The following is a 14,013-nucleotide window of genomic DNA, read 5'->3' as shown; positions in this document are numbered from 1 at the left end:
CCTGTTAGCCGTCGCGCTGAACAACTCGGCGCAGATGCTTCAAGCGCCGTTGGTCCCGAACAACCGCCCGCTCGTGGCAATGGCATTGGCCTCTGCCACAGAGGACTCCATACCCATTCATGGCCGCTTCCCCAGACTGCAGCACCCGGCCGCAACACTTGCAAACCGCCCAACGTTCCCCCGAGCGTCGATGTCCCTGGTCATCCAGCGTCTCCCAGCGCTCGTAGCCACAACCTAAGCACACCCAGCTCAACCCCTGGGTAAACAGATCCGCCGCCCACTCCCGCCGATCCCAGACCAAACTGTGACACTGGGGGCAGCCAACTGGCGGCTGAACACGCCAATTTCGTCGCGTCATTGTCTTCCCCTCCATTTGGTGCCCACGGCCTGTCGTCCCTCGATTATCACCATATCAAACACGACCAGCCAACCAAAAATTATTTCAAGAGAAATCGCCGACATCCTCTGCACAATGCGTCCGAACGGACCTGATAATCAGTCTATCTCACTTTACATTACTATTGAAACATTATATACTTTGCATTGTAACTTAACGTCGAATGGAGGCATGCAATGGCCCAGAGAGACCAAAACGCTTGGCACACCCTGCAACAGTACCTCGGCGACGGTCCGGGGGTTGTGGGGTTTCTTGACGTGGATGGGTTAATGGAGGTCAATTCTACACACGGCAGAGACGTCGGCGATCGACTCCTCTCCGAGGTGGCTGAAAGTCTCACGGTGTGGGTCAGTGGAGTCGAAGACTGCATCGCGGACCGCATCAGCGGAGACGAATTCGGGTTCGTGCTTCGAAATCGTACGCTCGAGGAAGGCTTTCTTCTGGCCGAGGACTTACGGCGTCGAATAGCCGAAGGACAAAATCGGCCGAGCGTCACCATCGGGGTGGCCAACCTGCCTCGTGACGCCGCCCACTTTGATGAATTATGGCGAAAGGCCGAAGTCGCGTGCTGGCTAGCCAAAGAGCAGGGTGGAAACCGGGTTGGCCTGCCGGCTAAAGACGAGATGGTGCTTAAGTCCTGCTACTATCCCAGTTCGTCCATCGGACGGTTGCGTTCCCTGGCCGAACGGATGCGCAAAAAAGAATCCGAATTATTCCGAGAAGCCTTGGAGCGGCTCTTGGAATATTACAACACGCAACTGCCAGCGGAGGACAAACACCGTGGTGCGCTGCCACAAGAGTAACGACGCGCTGCGTTATGCCGTATATCTACGAGAACGCCGGTAAACCCGGCGTTCTGGTTTTTTTGTACTGACCAACACCGCGAAAAGACCTCCTGCTGTCCATTGCCATCTTGGGACAAGCCACAACGTTCACATCAAAGCATCCGTGCAACCGCCATCGGTTCATGGCTTCACGGCATCATGACATAGAGAATGGCATTCTGGGCCACACTCCCTTTGACAGGTAAAGGCAAGGGAGGCCGTGGGGATGAAGAAGAGGCAACGGCTCACCGGATGGGTCGGTATAGCTGTTCTCACCGTCTCGCTTGCTGCTTGCGGCGCTCCGCCGCGTCTGCCCGGCCCCAGCATCAGCCTTCCGCCACTCTCGGCGCGAATGAAGGGAATGACGGAAGCCGCCTATACTCCCCATGTTTTTACATCGCAAGCCGTCACCAATTCTATCATTCACTTGCACCAGGACGGCGTGAACTGGCTTTCGATTCAGACCGCCTGGTACCAGAAGACCAACAACTCCGACACGATTGCGCCCAATGCGCAAAAAACGCCCACCGATGCCAGCGTGACGTATTTAATTCATCTGGCGCATCACGAGGGGATGCGAGTCTTTTTCGACCCCTTCGTCAACTCCTTGACGGGGAGTGGATGGCAGGCACTGTTTCACCCCAAATCGCCAAAGGCGTGGTTTCATTCATTTGACAATTACCTTGTCCATTACGCCAAGCTGGCCCAGCGGGATCATGTGGACCTTTTGGCAATCGGCGATGAGTTTGACTCGCTCGACGATGTGCCTGCCTACCAACCCTATTGGGCCCACGCTATCCAACTGGCCCGCCAGTACTATCATGGTCCGATTACCTACGGCGCCGACTTCCCCCACTATCAGAAGGTCACCTTCTGGAAGGACCTTGATGATGTCGGCATTGACGCCTATTTCCCGTTGAGTACCGCTTCCAATCCCCGTGTTTCTTCCATGGCCGCTACATGGAACCAATTGGCCAATCAAATTCAAAGTTGGCGAGAGACCGCGGGACTGTCACACAAACCATTTGTCATTACCGAACTCGGATATCCCTCGGAGGATGGCGCAGCCGCCACCCCGGGAACCTGGTTTCCCCATCAGCCCGTAAATCTCGCTATCCAACAAAGATGCTACTTGGCCACCTTCGAAAGCGTCTGGCAGCGTCCGTGGCTGAAGGGCATCATGTGGTTTTGGTGGGCCAACCCCTCGAACCCCGATTGGGAAGGCGGTCCCAAGGACAATGGATATACGCTCCGTGGAAAGCCAGCGGAAAACACGCTCCGTTCCTACTTCAAGCCTACACCCTCAGCCATCAGCAAACATAACGTGGCCCGCGGTTAGGAATGTTAGGCTTTTAAACCTAGAGGTCGAGCCGATACCGGTACCAGGATCGACCCTGGTCATCCACGCCCTCTTCGACCCGGCGAAACCCCATTCGCTCAAAAAGCCGTTGGCTTCGCACGTTGTGGGCCCAAATTTCCTTAGCCCACACGGCGGGATACCCCAATTCGCGGGCCCGGCCAATAATGAGCGCTAAGACCCGCGTGCCAATGCCTCGCGATCGCCAGCCGGGGTGCCCAATAACGATGGGCGTGGTGTGAGGCGCCAAGGCCACGTCGCCAATAGGAAGCCATTGGGCACGGTCTCTGACCTCGATGATGTAGAGCTCGGCATGCGTGTCGAGATATCGATACATACGCTCAATGCGCGTCCGATCGAAGGGCTTTTCATCCAATCCACCTGCCCCATCTAGCACTTCGCGGTCTTGATACCATAAAACGGCAAAGTCGATCGCTGGATCGTCGGCCCGAAACCGGCGAAGCCGTACCACCCCGTCCGTCAAGAACCGTTCAGCATCCATCTGTTAATGCTCACCCCGTTCAATTCACCACAATCTGATTGAGATACCAATTGGACACCGCGTCCATGTCCACCTCGGCTCGTAAAATGCCGGCCGCGTCAGATACCGCCTCTTTCATGACTAAGCCTGCCGGATCCACAATCATGGAGGGGCACAACTGCGCCGAATGCGCTACATTCGTGGCAACAACCCAGCGCTGGTTTTCGGCGGCCCGACTGATGAGGTGGCTTCGCCATACGGGTCGGTGCAGCTCATCGTTGATGGCGTGCGTCATGTAGATGAAGAGCTCGGCCCCCTGTTGGGCCAAGCGGCGCCATTGTCCGGGGAAGCGAAGTTCCCGGCACAATTGCACGCCAACAGCAAGTGTGCTGCTGGGCAAGGACAGGGTGAAGACGGGAAGTTCGTCGCCTGGAACGAAATAACCCCGCTCGTGAGTGGCGAGATTCATCTTGTTATAGGTCCAACGCTCGCCCCCCGGAGAAAGATAGAAGGCTTGATTGCGCCAGCCCTGGCCATCTTGCCGTATAGCTCCCACAAAGAGATGGCAACGGCTGGCGACGGCCAATTCCTGCAGAACGTCCAATCCTCGGTCGACTTGTGCTTGGTCGATGTCGTTCAAAAAACCGATGTCGTCAGAATAACCGGATAGCGCCCCCTCCGGGAACACCACGACTTCGTGGGCGTGGCACTGGGCGACCAACGCCTTCATGCGCTGAAGGTTCTCCGCGACGTCAAAGGTCATCGGAAACGAAGCGGACACGACGGAAACTTTCATGCATCACCCTCCTCGGAAATATGTTGATAGGATGGGTCCGACAACTCCCGTTCCTCCTGATTCAACATGACGCTCAATAAGCTTCTCGCTCGCTGTCTCTGATGCTGCGGATAGATGCTAACCACTTGATGCCGCTTCCAACACACAGGAATCGTGCAAACTCCCCACCGTTCAGCGGCTCATCATGGTGCGAGGGCCAACATTGCCGGACCTTCAGATTCCGCAGAGAAGGCCATTTGGGCGGCCCCAGCGGGCGTGTAACGGAAGTCGACGGGATCCGGATACGGCAGCGCCTACACACAATCTCTTCTTACGAAACATACATGCGTTTGTGCGTTGCCGGATGGGTCATTTCTCGAACGAATTTCGCCGTCTCAGCGCATGCAACAACGGTGGCGTCAAATCGAGCCGCCCCGTAAAATGTGATCCCAATAGTGATGAGTCAACGCCACGAGGTCACCGCCAACCCAACCGGGCCATTTCTTGAATCATCACCACGGCGTGACGCATCGAATTGCCCCCATCCACCAGGGTTTTGTCTTTTCCGTGAATCGCCGCCAATAGCGGCCGGTCGGTGTCATGGCTGGCAGAAAGCACTGCCATGACGACGACATCGTTAACAAACGACTCATGGGGACATCCCCTCATGGTCTCGCCCCCATTATCCCAAAGCATGCCAAAAATCGGGCAGAATAAGCATCCCATTACATGACCAGACGTGTTCCCACAAGCCAATATCCGGCCATGCTGGCCAAAAGGGCAAAGGCCCAAATGCTGCCAAAGACAACCCGGTCGCGGATTGAAATGTCATTGTAAACAGGGGACCGGCGCCGAGGTTCGCGCAACAGGGAGACAACCACAATGATTAAAATAATGGCGGTCACGGGATCGAGAGTGAACTGGTGTGTCAATGGATTATAGAATAAGACCAGCAACATGCCGAGAATGCCGGGAATCCACGCTTTCCATCCCCAAAAGGCGACACTCCGCCCACCGTCTAATGGAATGACCGGCATAAGATTAAAGACATGCATCAAAAAGCCCACTTCGGCGATGGCGAAAAACGCGGCCTGTTTGGTCACGACGCCTAAGATGAGCGCCAGTACAGATGCGCCCAGTCCGAACAGTGGGCCCATGATGCCGATAAAGGCCTCGTCAGCCGCATTCTGAGGCATCTGACGCAGGCCAATAAACGCGCCTAAAAAGGGGATAAATACAGGCAAACTGGCCGGGATTCCCTTGCGCCGGTTGGCCACAACATGGCCAGATTCATGGATCGCGATAACCGCTACCAGCCCCGCCGCAAACGCCCAACCAAATGCCAGTCCATATACAAGAAGGTTCAGCAGAACAGAGCCGAAAACCAGCAACGCCTTAAACTTGAGTACCACGCCCACGGCAGCCGTCCACCAGCGGCGAATCCCCGAACGTCGGGGAATCACCCGAGCTGGGGGGCGATAGCGAAAGTCAATGCCATTGGCGCGAAGAATCGTGGGTGATTCAAAGTCCGTATCAATGTGGCCCTCGGCCGTTGTGGAATAAGACTCCCAATCGGCCGGAAGGTCCCCTCGCACCTCCCAAGTGCCCGGCAACGCCGTGCATCGGGGATCGAGACGCATTAAGAATTCCCAGCGGGGATCCTCCGGCTCAAGCGGCTGCCATTCTTCCTGCGGTACCATGGGCATAGCACGTTCCACCTTATTGATCCGAGTATGTCGTCTTCAGCATTATAAGCCTTTCCCGCTCGATCCGAGTCCTTTGGGAAAAACCTGGGGCGGGACCGAGTGAAATCCGACCCAACGACATCGTTCACGATGCAGTGGGGGTGTCAAGAAATGACCCTTCCATCGCTTTCATCCGACGTCCATTGCTGCGCAGGAATTCTGGGAGCACGCGACGAATCCTCCCGCAACGTTAACGCGCGATAAACGGAGAAGGGGCAGGTCAATGACACCACTATTCGACGTCATGGCCATGAGGCCCGAGGATTGGCCAGAAGTCCAGCGTATTTATGAAGAGGGCATCGCCACCAAACAGGCGACTTTCGAGACCTCTGCCCCGAGTTGGAGCGTCTGGGACAAGAGTCACGTTCCGTCATGCCGATTGGTGGCTCGCACGCCGGAAGGACAGCTTTTGGGTTGGGCAGCGTTGAGTCCAATTTCAAACCGCTGTGTCTACGCTGGGGTCGCGGAAGTCAGCATCTATGTCGCCCAATCAGCGCGCGGGCAGGGCGTTGGCCGTCGACTGATGGAGGCGCTGATACTCGCTAGCGAAGCGTCAGGCTTTTGGACACTCACGGCCGGGATTTTTCCAGAGAACGGTCCCAGCGTTCGCCTACACCTCGCCCAGGGGTTTCGCCTGGTCGGCTATCGCGAACGGGTTGGCCAAATGGACCAGGGTTGGCGAGACGTGCTCCTTCTCGAACGCCGCAGCCACCGAGTGGGATGGTCGGAAGCCGCGCGGGAACCTAGAACATCGCGGGTTTCGTGGGCCGTCCGCCGTGCGACAATAGCTGATGCCCCAGCCATAGTGGAGTATATGCGGCGGTTGTTTTCCGATAAAAGCCTCTTTCTTCCCGTTGTGGCGGACCCCTTTACCATGACCGTCGATGACCAAGAAGCCTTCATAGCGCGCCACCAAGACCGTCCGAATGCGGTCATGCTGGTTGCCGATGCCCCGGACGGGTCGATTGTGGGCATGTGGGATGCGATGGGAAGCCCCCGCAGGGCCGTTCGGCACGTGGTGGAGTTTGGCATGTCGGTCGATGAACGATTTCGTGGCCAGGGCCTGGGTTCCGCCCTATTGCAGGCGGGCATGGATTGGGCCAAAAACACGGGGTTGGTGACGCGGATTGAACTAGAGGTCTACGCCGAGAATCTCCCCGCCATCGCCCTCTATCGGAAATTTGGCTTTGTCGTTGAGGGACGAAAGCGCGGCGCCTTTCGCCATCAAGGGCGAACCATGGATGGGCTCCTCATGGCGCACCTACTCGACCCTACAGGCTACTCAACGACGCTCGAATCGTTCGGGAGCTCACGCCAATAGAGGATGAGGGCGCCCGTTAGGCTGGCGATCCAAATAGGGGCTACCGCCTCGATTCCCCCAGCCCATCCCAGAATGCTCTTCGGTGCGTGAAGATACCCCACAGCCCATAAAGGATAGAAGGTGCTTAGGAGCGATGAAAGGATCGCAAATAGACCGTGCGCGAGGGTCGCAAATTGAAGTCCTGAATGCTCGAAGGCCGTTCCTCGTCCGGCGCTTCACCCAATGTCGAGACGATTTTGGTAACCTTTGGACAGGCGACGGCCCAAGCCAGACAGAGCGCGGATGCCGCGCCAAACGCACCGAGAATAGCCATTGCCGTACCCGCTTGGACGGCAGACAAGTGGCCCCTCGAGGTGAGAAACAGAACTGTCCATGGAAAAACAAAGCCTTGCCCGAGGCCCCAAACGCCGTACAACCAATCGCGGGGATTTTCCATTGGCTCACCTTGCGGTTTTGCCCCAACAATAGCGCGTTAATGTGACACGTGATGTCGTCGCTCGGATTAACAATATTCCTAAGAGGTGTTGCGAAGCGATGCGGGCTGATCGATTGTTGTCCATTATCTTGCTCTTAAAACGCCACCAGCGGCTCACGGCAGGAGAGCTGGCCGACAGGCTGGAGGTCTCACGACGCACGGTCATGCGTGACATCGACGCACTGAGCGCCGTCGGTATCCCTATTTATGGCATACATGGCAAGTTAGGCGGATATCAACTGCTCGACGGCTATGATCTCGACCTTAAATCAATGAGTGGTGGCGAACTTCAAGCATTGCTGCTGGGCGGAGATTCCCATCTGATGGGTGACTTAGGCTGGATCTCACAGGCGGTAAGCGCTCGGGAAAAGATCCACCGTTCAGCACCCGAATCCATTGGCGCGACGGCGCTCTTGGAGGAGCGCATTTACATCGATGGCCGCCCGTGGTTTTCCCGACGAACCGAACGCTCCATTCTGGAGAAAGTCAAATCCGCCGTCTGGGAGAACCGCCTCCTGCACGGCCGTTATCTAAAGCCTGACGGCAGCGACAGTTTCCGGTTGGTGGCGCCCTTTGGCTTGGTCGCTAAAGCCGGCATCTGGTATGTCGTGGGCGAGTCGGCTGGAAATCTGCGCGTATTCCGCCTCTCGCGGTTTCAAGAGGTGATGGTCCTCACCACGACCTTTTCACGACCCAAGGACTTCAGCCTAAGTGCCTTCTGGACGGGATGGAGTAGCGCCTTTGAGCGCTCCCGACCGCAATATCCGGTCAGGGTCTCGGTAAACGCTGACCACGCCGAAGAATTTGTTCGCACATCACCTTGGCCGACCCGGCCGCGTGTCGACACGCCATCGACGTCAGGATTTGTCGCCATGACCGTCATCTACGAGAATCCCGAATCGGCCGTTCACCATCTGATGCCCTGGGGTTCCTGGATCCGTGTGGAAACGCCGCTCACCGTCCGGAATCAGATCGCCAATCGCGCCCGGGACATTCTTTCGGTTTATGCGGCGGAATCAGAGCCCTAGGGCGAATGCCTCACTTGGAAGCGCCGTCAATTGCTGAATCGAACGCGCGGGGTGGACGCTCCGATACCACGAGACCAAATGGTAGCCCAAGCTGTAGCCAGCCCAGAGCGGAAGCCCAGTGAGACCGCCCCCAAAAACATAACCATCGGCGGCATCCCCACATCATCGACATGCGAACGATAAAGGCTCCACCACAAGTCGCAAGCCTCGCGGGCGGTTAACGCGGAAACCCAGGGGCCCTGAAACGCTGATCCCAACACATCGGCGACAAAATGTTCGGCGAGCCCTTCCCGAATAATTTTTTCCAGCAACGTTATCCGCGAATGGCCGTTCTGGCACGCGGCCGTTCGCCAATAGTGGTGGTATTCGTGAACCACTGTGGAGCAGAGCGCGGGCCAGGTTCTCCAACCGGCAAACGCCACCAAATGAATGATATTGCCCTCCCAATTGGTCCATCCGGATACCCCAGCAAGCTTCTCCACTCCAAATAGGTCGTCGGGATCCATGGGATAGATCTCAACCGATAGCGGGGCCGACACCGGATATTGGCGTATGACCGCATCAAGCACCTGGGTTGCCAGCGGTTCCATCCCACGTCGTTCCATCCGCTCCAACGTCAGGCGCCAGTCATCGAGCGGACGATCCAACCGGAGCAAGCCATTTGCTTGGCAATTCGTCAGCGCTTCCTGATCGAGGCAGAACACCTGCTGGAACAGCACAGACCGATCCGCTTCAAGCGCACGGGAAGCCAACTCCACGAACCGCCATAATTCATGCATGCCTTTTAGCACTGGGCACCTCCCTGTCTCTGGGACGGGTGAAAAATTTTTCATTTAGGATAAAACGCTCAAACATCATGAGGGAGGCGCCAATCCACCCATTTCTTAGGGCGATCTCGCCAGTTTTCGCGTGTCAGCACGTATTCCCGCTCGCGCATCATAACCCCATGTTTGGGGTTCCACCGATGCCGTTCGTCAGCCAAATGAAATCCCGCCGCTTCCATCGAGAGGCAGGAGTTCCGATTATCCGCCCAAGCCGCCGCCCGCATCTCATCGATTCCGAGCTCCTGAAAGACATAGTCGTAGATGATCCGGCGCGCCGCTTGGGTCCGGCCAGTGCGCCAATAGCGACGAAAGATGCGCTGGGCATCAAAGCTTCGCGTTGTCCCTTCCTCCCTATAAGGGACCCCTATCCACCAGACACCAATCATGTCATCGTGCTCGAGGTCTCTGACGCACCATGCGTAAATGTCAGGATGGGTTTGGTAGTTCTCAAGCACGCGGCGCGCCTCCACCAAGGAGGCGGGAACCGGGTTTCCTGTCCAGACATACATGGCCGGATCCTGAGTTGCCTTGAACCACGGTGTGGAATCTTCCCCTAAATCAATGGGACGAAAGAGCAAGTGACCCCGTGAAAGGTTTTTCGGTGGTTGTCCCATAATCCCTCCTATGGCTGAAACCAGGTTGGGCCGACGTCCGTGAGAAAGATCGCATCGGGATACGGGAGGGCCAGGGGTGGGCGCTTGTGATAGGGAAAGAAACCCAGTTCAGCCGATTCGCCGTCCTGTCCCCGGAGTTCACCTGCGACAATAGCGCACTGAAACACCACCACCAGATATTCCACCTGATTGCCGTCTGGATAGGTGAAGCGAAAGGAATCCCCTCCCAGCACAGCCAAGACACGGGTCGGCTTGACCTCGAGCCCTGTTTCCTCGTAAACCTCACGAACCACGGCCATGACGGGGGTTTCTCCAATCTCAATTGCTCCCGCAGGGAGACTCCAGATTTCGGATGATCCTATCGGCCGCTGAAACAGAATCTCGCCCTTCGAGTTTCGAATCACAGCCGCCACACTAGGACTGAAGATGGGCATGGTGCCGATTTTCTCCCGAAGGTGCCGATAATAGGGCGACATGGGCATACTATTCCGCCCCCTGTTTGTCCGCCCAGCTCAAGGCGCGCTGTTCAAGTGCCCGGACATAAGGTTTTTTCGCGGGACTATAGTCCTCCGTGTCGTCATATCGGCGTGCCAGTTCCCACTTAACCGCACTATAGGCCTCGACCTCTTGGGGATGCGTCAAGAGGTAATCGCGAAGCACCAGGTGACGCCGGATTTCCGGATGGCCCTCAGGGTAGACATGAAGGTGGTGGCTTCGATTCTCCCCACCTTTGCGAAACAGCCGTCGGCCGGCGATCCCCCATTCGCCCGCATTGTGGTAGCCAAGGCTCTGCAATAGCTGCGCCCATTTTTCGGGAACCTCCCGCGTGCGAACGATGGCCATGATGTCAATGACGGGCTTCGCCATCATTCCCGGAACTGCCGTGCTGCCAAAATGCTCTAAGGCGACCAGGGCCGGGCCGAAAATTTGGCGGAGTCGGGCGCTTTCCTCGGTAAATAGCAGAACCCACTCTCGTTGATGGGGCATCAGGCGAACCTTTATCTCCATGCTCCCCCCTTCTCCGTTACATGGCCGATGGATCTCATATCTACCACCGCTAAATGCTTGCTACGGTACGATATGACCCCCTGCATAGCGAAGCGCATAGACTTGCACCCCATGTGCGCACACCGTTTCCTGTCCGGAGAACCAGCCTAGGTCCCCCTGATATGTGTTCTCATAGCGAAGATTCTGACTCTCGACTTCCTTTGGACCGCGAAAAGGTTCCTCCTGCGAAACCGCCAAGAGGGCTCGCCTCAAAAAGGCATACACGTCGCCTGCGTCGGCAGTCGACCCGATCATCCCCCCAGCATATGACATCGCCCATACTGGGGTGCCATCGAAGTATACCGTCTCTTGCCCAACAAAGCGTCGGCCGCCGAAATAGATGTCGCGATACAGGAAGCGTTCCTTAGAATACTCGAGCTGCACAGAACCGGAAAGCTGCGGCAAAACAGACGGTCTATCCCCCACTTGAGGATATGTCTCGCGCTTCGCTTCGACGAGAAATGGTGCAAGTTCATGGTGATCCACCGACTCTTGCCTCCTCAACGAACGACATTGGTCCAAGCTGATCCCGGTGAGCCGGGCGTCACAAGATTCTTCGACCCGTGCTCGGCATTTTCCTTGCCGTTGACCGTGAGTCGAAAATCGTGAGGCAAAAAAGGCATCCCACAAACGGGGCAGCCCGGCTGGGCCGTGTTGACCTGCCCCTAAACCACGAGCCCGCGTAGGATGGCGCCACTAGTTCCATTCCCTGTCCATCCGGAGAAAACCGATGGCGCGGTCGAACGCGCTCAGCTCAGCCCGGTCCAAGCAGGCTCTCCGAGTAGCGCGAAAACTCTCACTCAGAGCTCCCAGCCGAGCCAACATGGCACGGATGAGCAATTGGCGAAAGACGTGCGTTCTCGGTATCAAAGAGCGAACCTCATCGTCGTCGTGCCAAAGAAGGCCATCTCCTAAAATCATCGCATCAGCGAACCCGGCAGGACGCCAATACGGTGAAAAATCGATAACCGCTGGCGGGAGTCGAGGTGAAAACAAGACATTGCCGGCCAGATCGCCGTGGATTATCTGCTCGGGCAAATCGAGAGGTTCTCGCATCCGCTGCAGTTTTTGAGCACGTTCACGAATGTCAGGCATCCAGTTGAGAGGCTGATCCTCCCATGCCGATCGATCTGCCTTGGCCCAGCGATGCTGGCGCCGGTCGAGAAAATCCGGTCGAGGGAGATCGCGGAGTGCTCTGTGCAGAGACCGCGACACTCTTAATATCTCGTTGAACCGGCCCCCCGGCCCGGGCTCGCCGGCAACCCACCGGGTCGCGGTATAGCCGCTTTCCACCCAATGGCCTTGTGGCGACAAAATCGGCTCGGGCAGGCGATAATCCTCCGGCCTAATGCGGCTCAATACGTTCTGGCACCACGAGGTCTCCTCCTCATCGTCCACCCGTTTGAACACAACATCGTCCACAAGGATGCTCCGGCCCATGCCGCCGGGAAGGACAAATCCCAACTGTTCCGGACGAAGGTTCCACGAAACGAGTGCGTCCTGGGGCATCCATTCTGCCAGCGGCCTCATGCGTGCGCCCGAACCTTGTATACCACCGCTTCGGTGGACTCGAATCCCATGCGTTGGTACCACTGAGCACTGTTGTCGCTCGGCCAGAGAATTAAAAACTCCAATCCCGGCTGTCTCTTGGCCCATGCTTGCACGTGTTCCAACAACGCTGTTCCGATACCTTGGCCTCGAAATTCCGGGCGCGTGTACACATTGGTGACATACGCCCATGAAGCCTCGAATGGCTCCGGCCAGGGCACCTTGACTGTCACCTTGACCCAGATGCAGGATGCTAGGCATCCCTCAACCTCCGCCACAAATATCGGTTCATTTGACGAACCCAGGACTTGTCTCACATGGTCGGCCATACGCGTCGGAAAGTCCGAGGGTCCCGGTTTTCCCGTTTCCTCATGGAAATAGGCTTGCCGCATTTCTGCCAAGCTCGATACATCCCCGCCTAGCGCCTGTCTTAGAATAATCTCAGCCATAATGGTTCATCGTCCTTTCCTAGGCGACGTTTGACCGTGGAATCATCCTTTCACTCGAAAAGCTCTCACCCCCCCCTTGCGCTCCCTCCCATCCTTTCCTACGGGGGGCTCGATAAGAGCGCTCTCTCAGCACGAAACCGCCGAAAACGGTGCCATGCCACGACAATGAAAAGCGCCGTCCCCGGATGGTGAAATCCGGCGCCTAGGAGAAGCAGGACACCGGTTGCGATGACCGCCGCCTCATGCCCCCTGACCCCAGAATCTTCCAAGATGTTGACAAGAGAGGGGCCCAAAGCAAGGTCCCAGGTGACAATCAACCCTATCCAAAAGCCGATGTGCTGCCAACAACGGCGCCCCCTCGCCAATGCCAGTAAGCGGCAGCATCGCCAAGCGAAACGGTGCTGACACAACCGCTGGATCGATCAGACACCGGCACGATTGCATCCGCACCCGGCAACGAATGCCCGTCGCTATTTACTTGAGCTGTTCTTTGACAGAGCCGTGCGGAACCAGCGCCGGAAGAAATTAGCCCTTGGTAAAATTGGGCTCCCGAAACGCTGGATCGGGATAGCGATAGAATCCTTCACCGCTTTGGCGTCCCAGCTTCCCTTGATCAATGTAGTCACGCTTAAGGCGTTCCGCAATTTGGCGATAGAGGGGGTTTTGGCTTGCCTCCGCTCTGGCCATGGCAATGTTGTACACGGTGTTGAGTCCCACCACATCGAGAATGGCGAAAGGCCCCTGGGGTGCGCCTGTTGCAATCATCCATGTCCTGTCAATGGTTTCCACGCCCGCCACCCCGTTGAACCAAAGCTTTTGGGCGGCGTCCAAAAATGGCACCAGCAGCGAATTCAGAATATAGCCGGGTTGTTCTTTGTGAATTGGCAGGGCCACCATCCCAATAGACTTCGCGAATTGAACCACCGCGTCGAATACCGTTTCAGATGTGCTGGCATGGCGCATGACCTCGGCGGTGTTGTTCTTCCAAATCTCATTCGCAAAGTGCAAGGCTAAAAACCGATCCGGCCGCCCGGTCGACTCCACCATCTGGCTAGGAGAGTTTTCATAAAGTCGCAAACCCAGACCAGGAGCGCACTTCAGGCCGCCCATCAGGGCAGCTTTGTAACA

General features: G+C 56.9%; 18 protein-coding genes and 1 pseudogene. 4 read left to right on the top strand and 15 right to left on the bottom strand.

Annotated features, from left to right (window positions below):
* Nucleotides 1-4: 4 nt before the first annotated feature.
* Complete coding sequence (locus HIJ39_RS12410; protein WP_169100151.1) at nucleotides 5-358, bottom strand: hypothetical protein; 354 nt, start codon at nucleotides 356-358, stop codon at nucleotides 5-7.
* Nucleotides 359-573: 215 nt separating this feature from the next.
* On the opposite strand from HIJ39_RS12410, the gene HIJ39_RS12405 reads away from it, so the two are divergent.
* Entirely contained in the window at nucleotides 574-1,200 is a 627-nt protein-coding gene (locus HIJ39_RS12405) for a diguanylate cyclase domain-containing protein (protein WP_169100149.1), read from the top strand.
* 247 nt (nucleotides 1,201-1,447) lie between these two features.
* Nucleotides 1,448-2,560, top strand: a complete 1,113-nt coding sequence (locus HIJ39_RS12400; protein ID WP_169100138.1) for a glycoside hydrolase family 113 — start codon at nucleotides 1,448-1,450, stop codon at nucleotides 2,558-2,560.
* A 19-nt stretch (nucleotides 2,561-2,579) separates the two neighbouring features.
* On the opposite strand, the gene HIJ39_RS12395 is transcribed toward HIJ39_RS12400, so the two are convergent.
* The 4 genes from HIJ39_RS12395 to HIJ39_RS12380 all read right to left on the bottom strand — a co-directional run bounded on the left by HIJ39_RS12395 (nucleotide 2,580) and on the right by HIJ39_RS12380 (nucleotide 5,540).
* Nucleotides 2,580-3,080: a GNAT family N-acetyltransferase gene (locus HIJ39_RS12395; RefSeq protein WP_169100136.1), complete on the bottom strand. Its 501-nt coding sequence runs from the start codon at nucleotides 3,078-3,080 to the stop codon at nucleotides 2,580-2,582.
* 19 nt (nucleotides 3,081-3,099) lie between these two features.
* Complete coding sequence (locus HIJ39_RS12390) at nucleotides 3,100-3,855, bottom strand: carbon-nitrogen hydrolase family protein (protein ID WP_169100134.1); 756 nt, start codon at nucleotides 3,853-3,855, stop codon at nucleotides 3,100-3,102.
* 456 nt (nucleotides 3,856-4,311) lie between these two features.
* Nucleotides 4,312-4,503 carry a hypothetical protein gene (locus HIJ39_RS12385; RefSeq protein ID WP_169100132.1) on the bottom strand — a complete coding sequence of 64 codons (192 nt, stop codon included), beginning with the start codon at nucleotides 4,501-4,503 and terminating at the stop codon, nucleotides 4,312-4,314.
* Nucleotides 4,504-4,559: 56 nt separating this feature from the next.
* Nucleotides 4,560-5,540, bottom strand: coding sequence for a site-2 protease family protein (locus HIJ39_RS12380; protein WP_169100130.1), 981 nt, complete (start codon nucleotides 5,538-5,540; stop codon nucleotides 4,560-4,562).
* 262 nt (nucleotides 5,541-5,802) lie between these two features.
* Between HIJ39_RS12380 and HIJ39_RS24920 the strand changes: the two genes are divergently transcribed.
* On the top strand, nucleotides 5,803-6,900 hold the full coding sequence (locus HIJ39_RS24920) for a GNAT family N-acetyltransferase (protein ID WP_169100128.1): 1,098 nt from the start codon (nucleotides 5,803-5,805) through the stop codon (nucleotides 6,898-6,900).
* A gap of 124 nt (nucleotides 6,901-7,024) precedes the next feature.
* Here HIJ39_RS24920 and HIJ39_RS12370 read toward each other — a convergent pair whose 3' ends face one another.
* On the bottom strand, nucleotides 7,025-7,336 hold the full coding sequence (locus tag HIJ39_RS12370) for a hypothetical protein (protein WP_169100126.1): 312 nt from the start codon (nucleotides 7,334-7,336) through the stop codon (nucleotides 7,025-7,027).
* Between the two features lie 98 nt (nucleotides 7,337-7,434).
* Between HIJ39_RS12370 and HIJ39_RS12365 the strand changes: the two genes are divergently transcribed.
* Nucleotides 7,435-8,403 (top strand): helix-turn-helix transcriptional regulator, encoded by a 969-nt coding sequence (locus tag HIJ39_RS12365; RefSeq protein ID WP_169100124.1) that lies wholly within the window; start codon nucleotides 7,435-7,437, stop codon nucleotides 8,401-8,403.
* Here HIJ39_RS12365 and HIJ39_RS25165 read toward each other — a convergent pair.
* The 9 genes and pseudogenes from HIJ39_RS25165 to HIJ39_RS12325 form a co-directional block, all read right to left on the bottom strand.
* Complete coding sequence (locus HIJ39_RS25165; RefSeq protein WP_420824571.1) at nucleotides 8,392-8,493, bottom strand: hypothetical protein; 102 nt, start codon at nucleotides 8,491-8,493, stop codon at nucleotides 8,392-8,394. The genes HIJ39_RS12365 and HIJ39_RS25165 overlap by 12 nt on opposite strands.
* An 86-nt stretch (nucleotides 8,494-8,579) precedes the next feature.
* Nucleotides 8,580-8,993, bottom strand: a pseudogene (locus tag HIJ39_RS25160) (DUF2268 domain-containing putative Zn-dependent protease); the annotation flags it as partial.
* Between the two features lie 257 nt (nucleotides 8,994-9,250).
* Nucleotides 9,251-9,841 (bottom strand): GNAT family N-acetyltransferase, encoded by a 591-nt coding sequence (locus tag HIJ39_RS12355; RefSeq protein WP_169100120.1) that lies wholly within the window; start codon nucleotides 9,839-9,841, stop codon nucleotides 9,251-9,253.
* An 8-nt stretch (nucleotides 9,842-9,849) separates the two neighbouring features.
* On the bottom strand, nucleotides 9,850-10,323 hold the full coding sequence (locus HIJ39_RS12350; protein WP_169100118.1) for an NUDIX domain-containing protein: 474 nt from the start codon (nucleotides 10,321-10,323) through the stop codon (nucleotides 9,850-9,852).
* Between the two features lies 1 nt (nucleotide 10,324).
* The gene (locus HIJ39_RS12345; protein WP_207711647.1) at nucleotides 10,325-10,849 is read right to left on the bottom strand and encodes a GrpB family protein; all 525 of its coding nucleotides are present in this window, start codon (nucleotides 10,847-10,849) and stop codon (nucleotides 10,325-10,327) included.
* Between the two features lie 60 nt (nucleotides 10,850-10,909).
* A complete protein-coding gene (locus HIJ39_RS12340; protein ID WP_169100116.1) occupies nucleotides 10,910-11,374 on the bottom strand; it encodes a DUF5680 domain-containing protein in 465 nt (154 codons plus the stop codon).
* 210 nt (nucleotides 11,375-11,584) lie between these two features.
* Entirely contained in the window at nucleotides 11,585-12,418 is an 834-nt protein-coding gene (locus HIJ39_RS12335) for an aminoglycoside phosphotransferase (protein WP_169100114.1), read from the bottom strand.
* Nucleotides 12,415-12,885 carry a GNAT family N-acetyltransferase gene (locus HIJ39_RS12330; protein WP_169100113.1) on the bottom strand — a complete coding sequence of 157 codons (471 nt, stop codon included), beginning with the start codon at nucleotides 12,883-12,885 and terminating at the stop codon, nucleotides 12,415-12,417. Before HIJ39_RS12330 ends, HIJ39_RS12335 begins: the two co-directional genes overlap by 4 nt.
* 525 nt (nucleotides 12,886-13,410) lie before the next feature.
* Nucleotides 13,411-14,013 (bottom strand): 3-hydroxyacyl-CoA dehydrogenase family protein (locus HIJ39_RS12325; protein ID WP_243239613.1); only part of this gene is annotated, 603 nt, incomplete at its 5' end.

Source organism: Sulfobacillus harzensis (assembly GCF_012933365.1).
GTDB classification, from domain to species: domain Bacteria; phylum Bacillota; class Sulfobacillia; order Sulfobacillales; family Sulfobacillaceae; genus Sulfobacillus_B; species Sulfobacillus_B harzensis.
This window is presented reverse-complemented; position numbering and strand designations above follow the sequence as displayed.

What these genes read in the sequence shown, in the direction of transcription:
- HIJ39_RS12410 (WP_169100151.1), bottom strand. Translation starts at nt 358, where the DNA reads ATGACGCGACGAAATTGGCGTGTTCAGCCGCCAGTTGGCTGCCCCCAG.
- HIJ39_RS12405 (WP_169100149.1), top strand. Translation starts at nt 574, where the DNA reads ATGGCCCAGAGAGACCAAAACGCTTGGCACACCCTGCAACAGTACCTC.
- HIJ39_RS12400 (WP_169100138.1), top strand. Translation starts at nt 1,448, where the DNA reads ATGAAGAAGAGGCAACGGCTCACCGGATGGGTCGGTATAGCTGTTCTC.
- HIJ39_RS12395 (WP_169100136.1), bottom strand. Translation starts at nt 3,080, where the DNA reads ATGGATGCTGAACGGTTCTTGACGGACGGGGTGGTACGGCTTCGCCGG.
- HIJ39_RS12390 (WP_169100134.1), bottom strand. Translation starts at nt 3,855, where the DNA reads ATGAAAGTTTCCGTCGTGTCCGCTTCGTTTCCGATGACCTTTGACGTC.
- HIJ39_RS12385 (WP_169100132.1), bottom strand. Translation starts at nt 4,503, where the DNA reads ATGAGGGGATGTCCCCATGAGTCGTTTGTTAACGATGTCGTCGTCATG.
- HIJ39_RS12380 (WP_169100130.1), bottom strand. Translation starts at nt 5,540, where the DNA reads ATGCCCATGGTACCGCAGGAAGAATGGCAGCCGCTTGAGCCGGAGGAT.
- HIJ39_RS24920 (WP_169100128.1), top strand. Translation starts at nt 5,803, where the DNA reads ATGACACCACTATTCGACGTCATGGCCATGAGGCCCGAGGATTGGCCA.
- HIJ39_RS12370 (WP_169100126.1), bottom strand. Translation starts at nt 7,336, where the DNA reads ATGGAAAATCCCCGCGATTGGTTGTACGGCGTTTGGGGCCTCGGGCAA.
- HIJ39_RS12365 (WP_169100124.1), top strand. Translation starts at nt 7,435, where the DNA reads ATGCGGGCTGATCGATTGTTGTCCATTATCTTGCTCTTAAAACGCCAC.
- HIJ39_RS12355 (WP_169100120.1), bottom strand. Translation starts at nt 9,841, where the DNA reads ATGGGACAACCACCGAAAAACCTTTCACGGGGTCACTTGCTCTTTCGT.
- HIJ39_RS12350 (WP_169100118.1), bottom strand. Translation starts at nt 10,323, where the DNA reads ATGCCCATGTCGCCCTATTATCGGCACCTTCGGGAGAAAATCGGCACC.
- HIJ39_RS12345 (WP_207711647.1), bottom strand. Translation starts at nt 10,849, where the DNA reads ATGGAGATAAAGGTTCGCCTGATGCCCCATCAACGAGAGTGGGTTCTG.
- HIJ39_RS12335 (WP_169100114.1), bottom strand. Translation starts at nt 12,418, where the DNA reads ATGAGGCCGCTGGCAGAATGGATGCCCCAGGACGCACTCGTTTCGTGG.
- HIJ39_RS12330 (WP_169100113.1), bottom strand. Translation starts at nt 12,885, where the DNA reads ATGGCTGAGATTATTCTAAGACAGGCGCTAGGCGGGGATGTATCGAGC.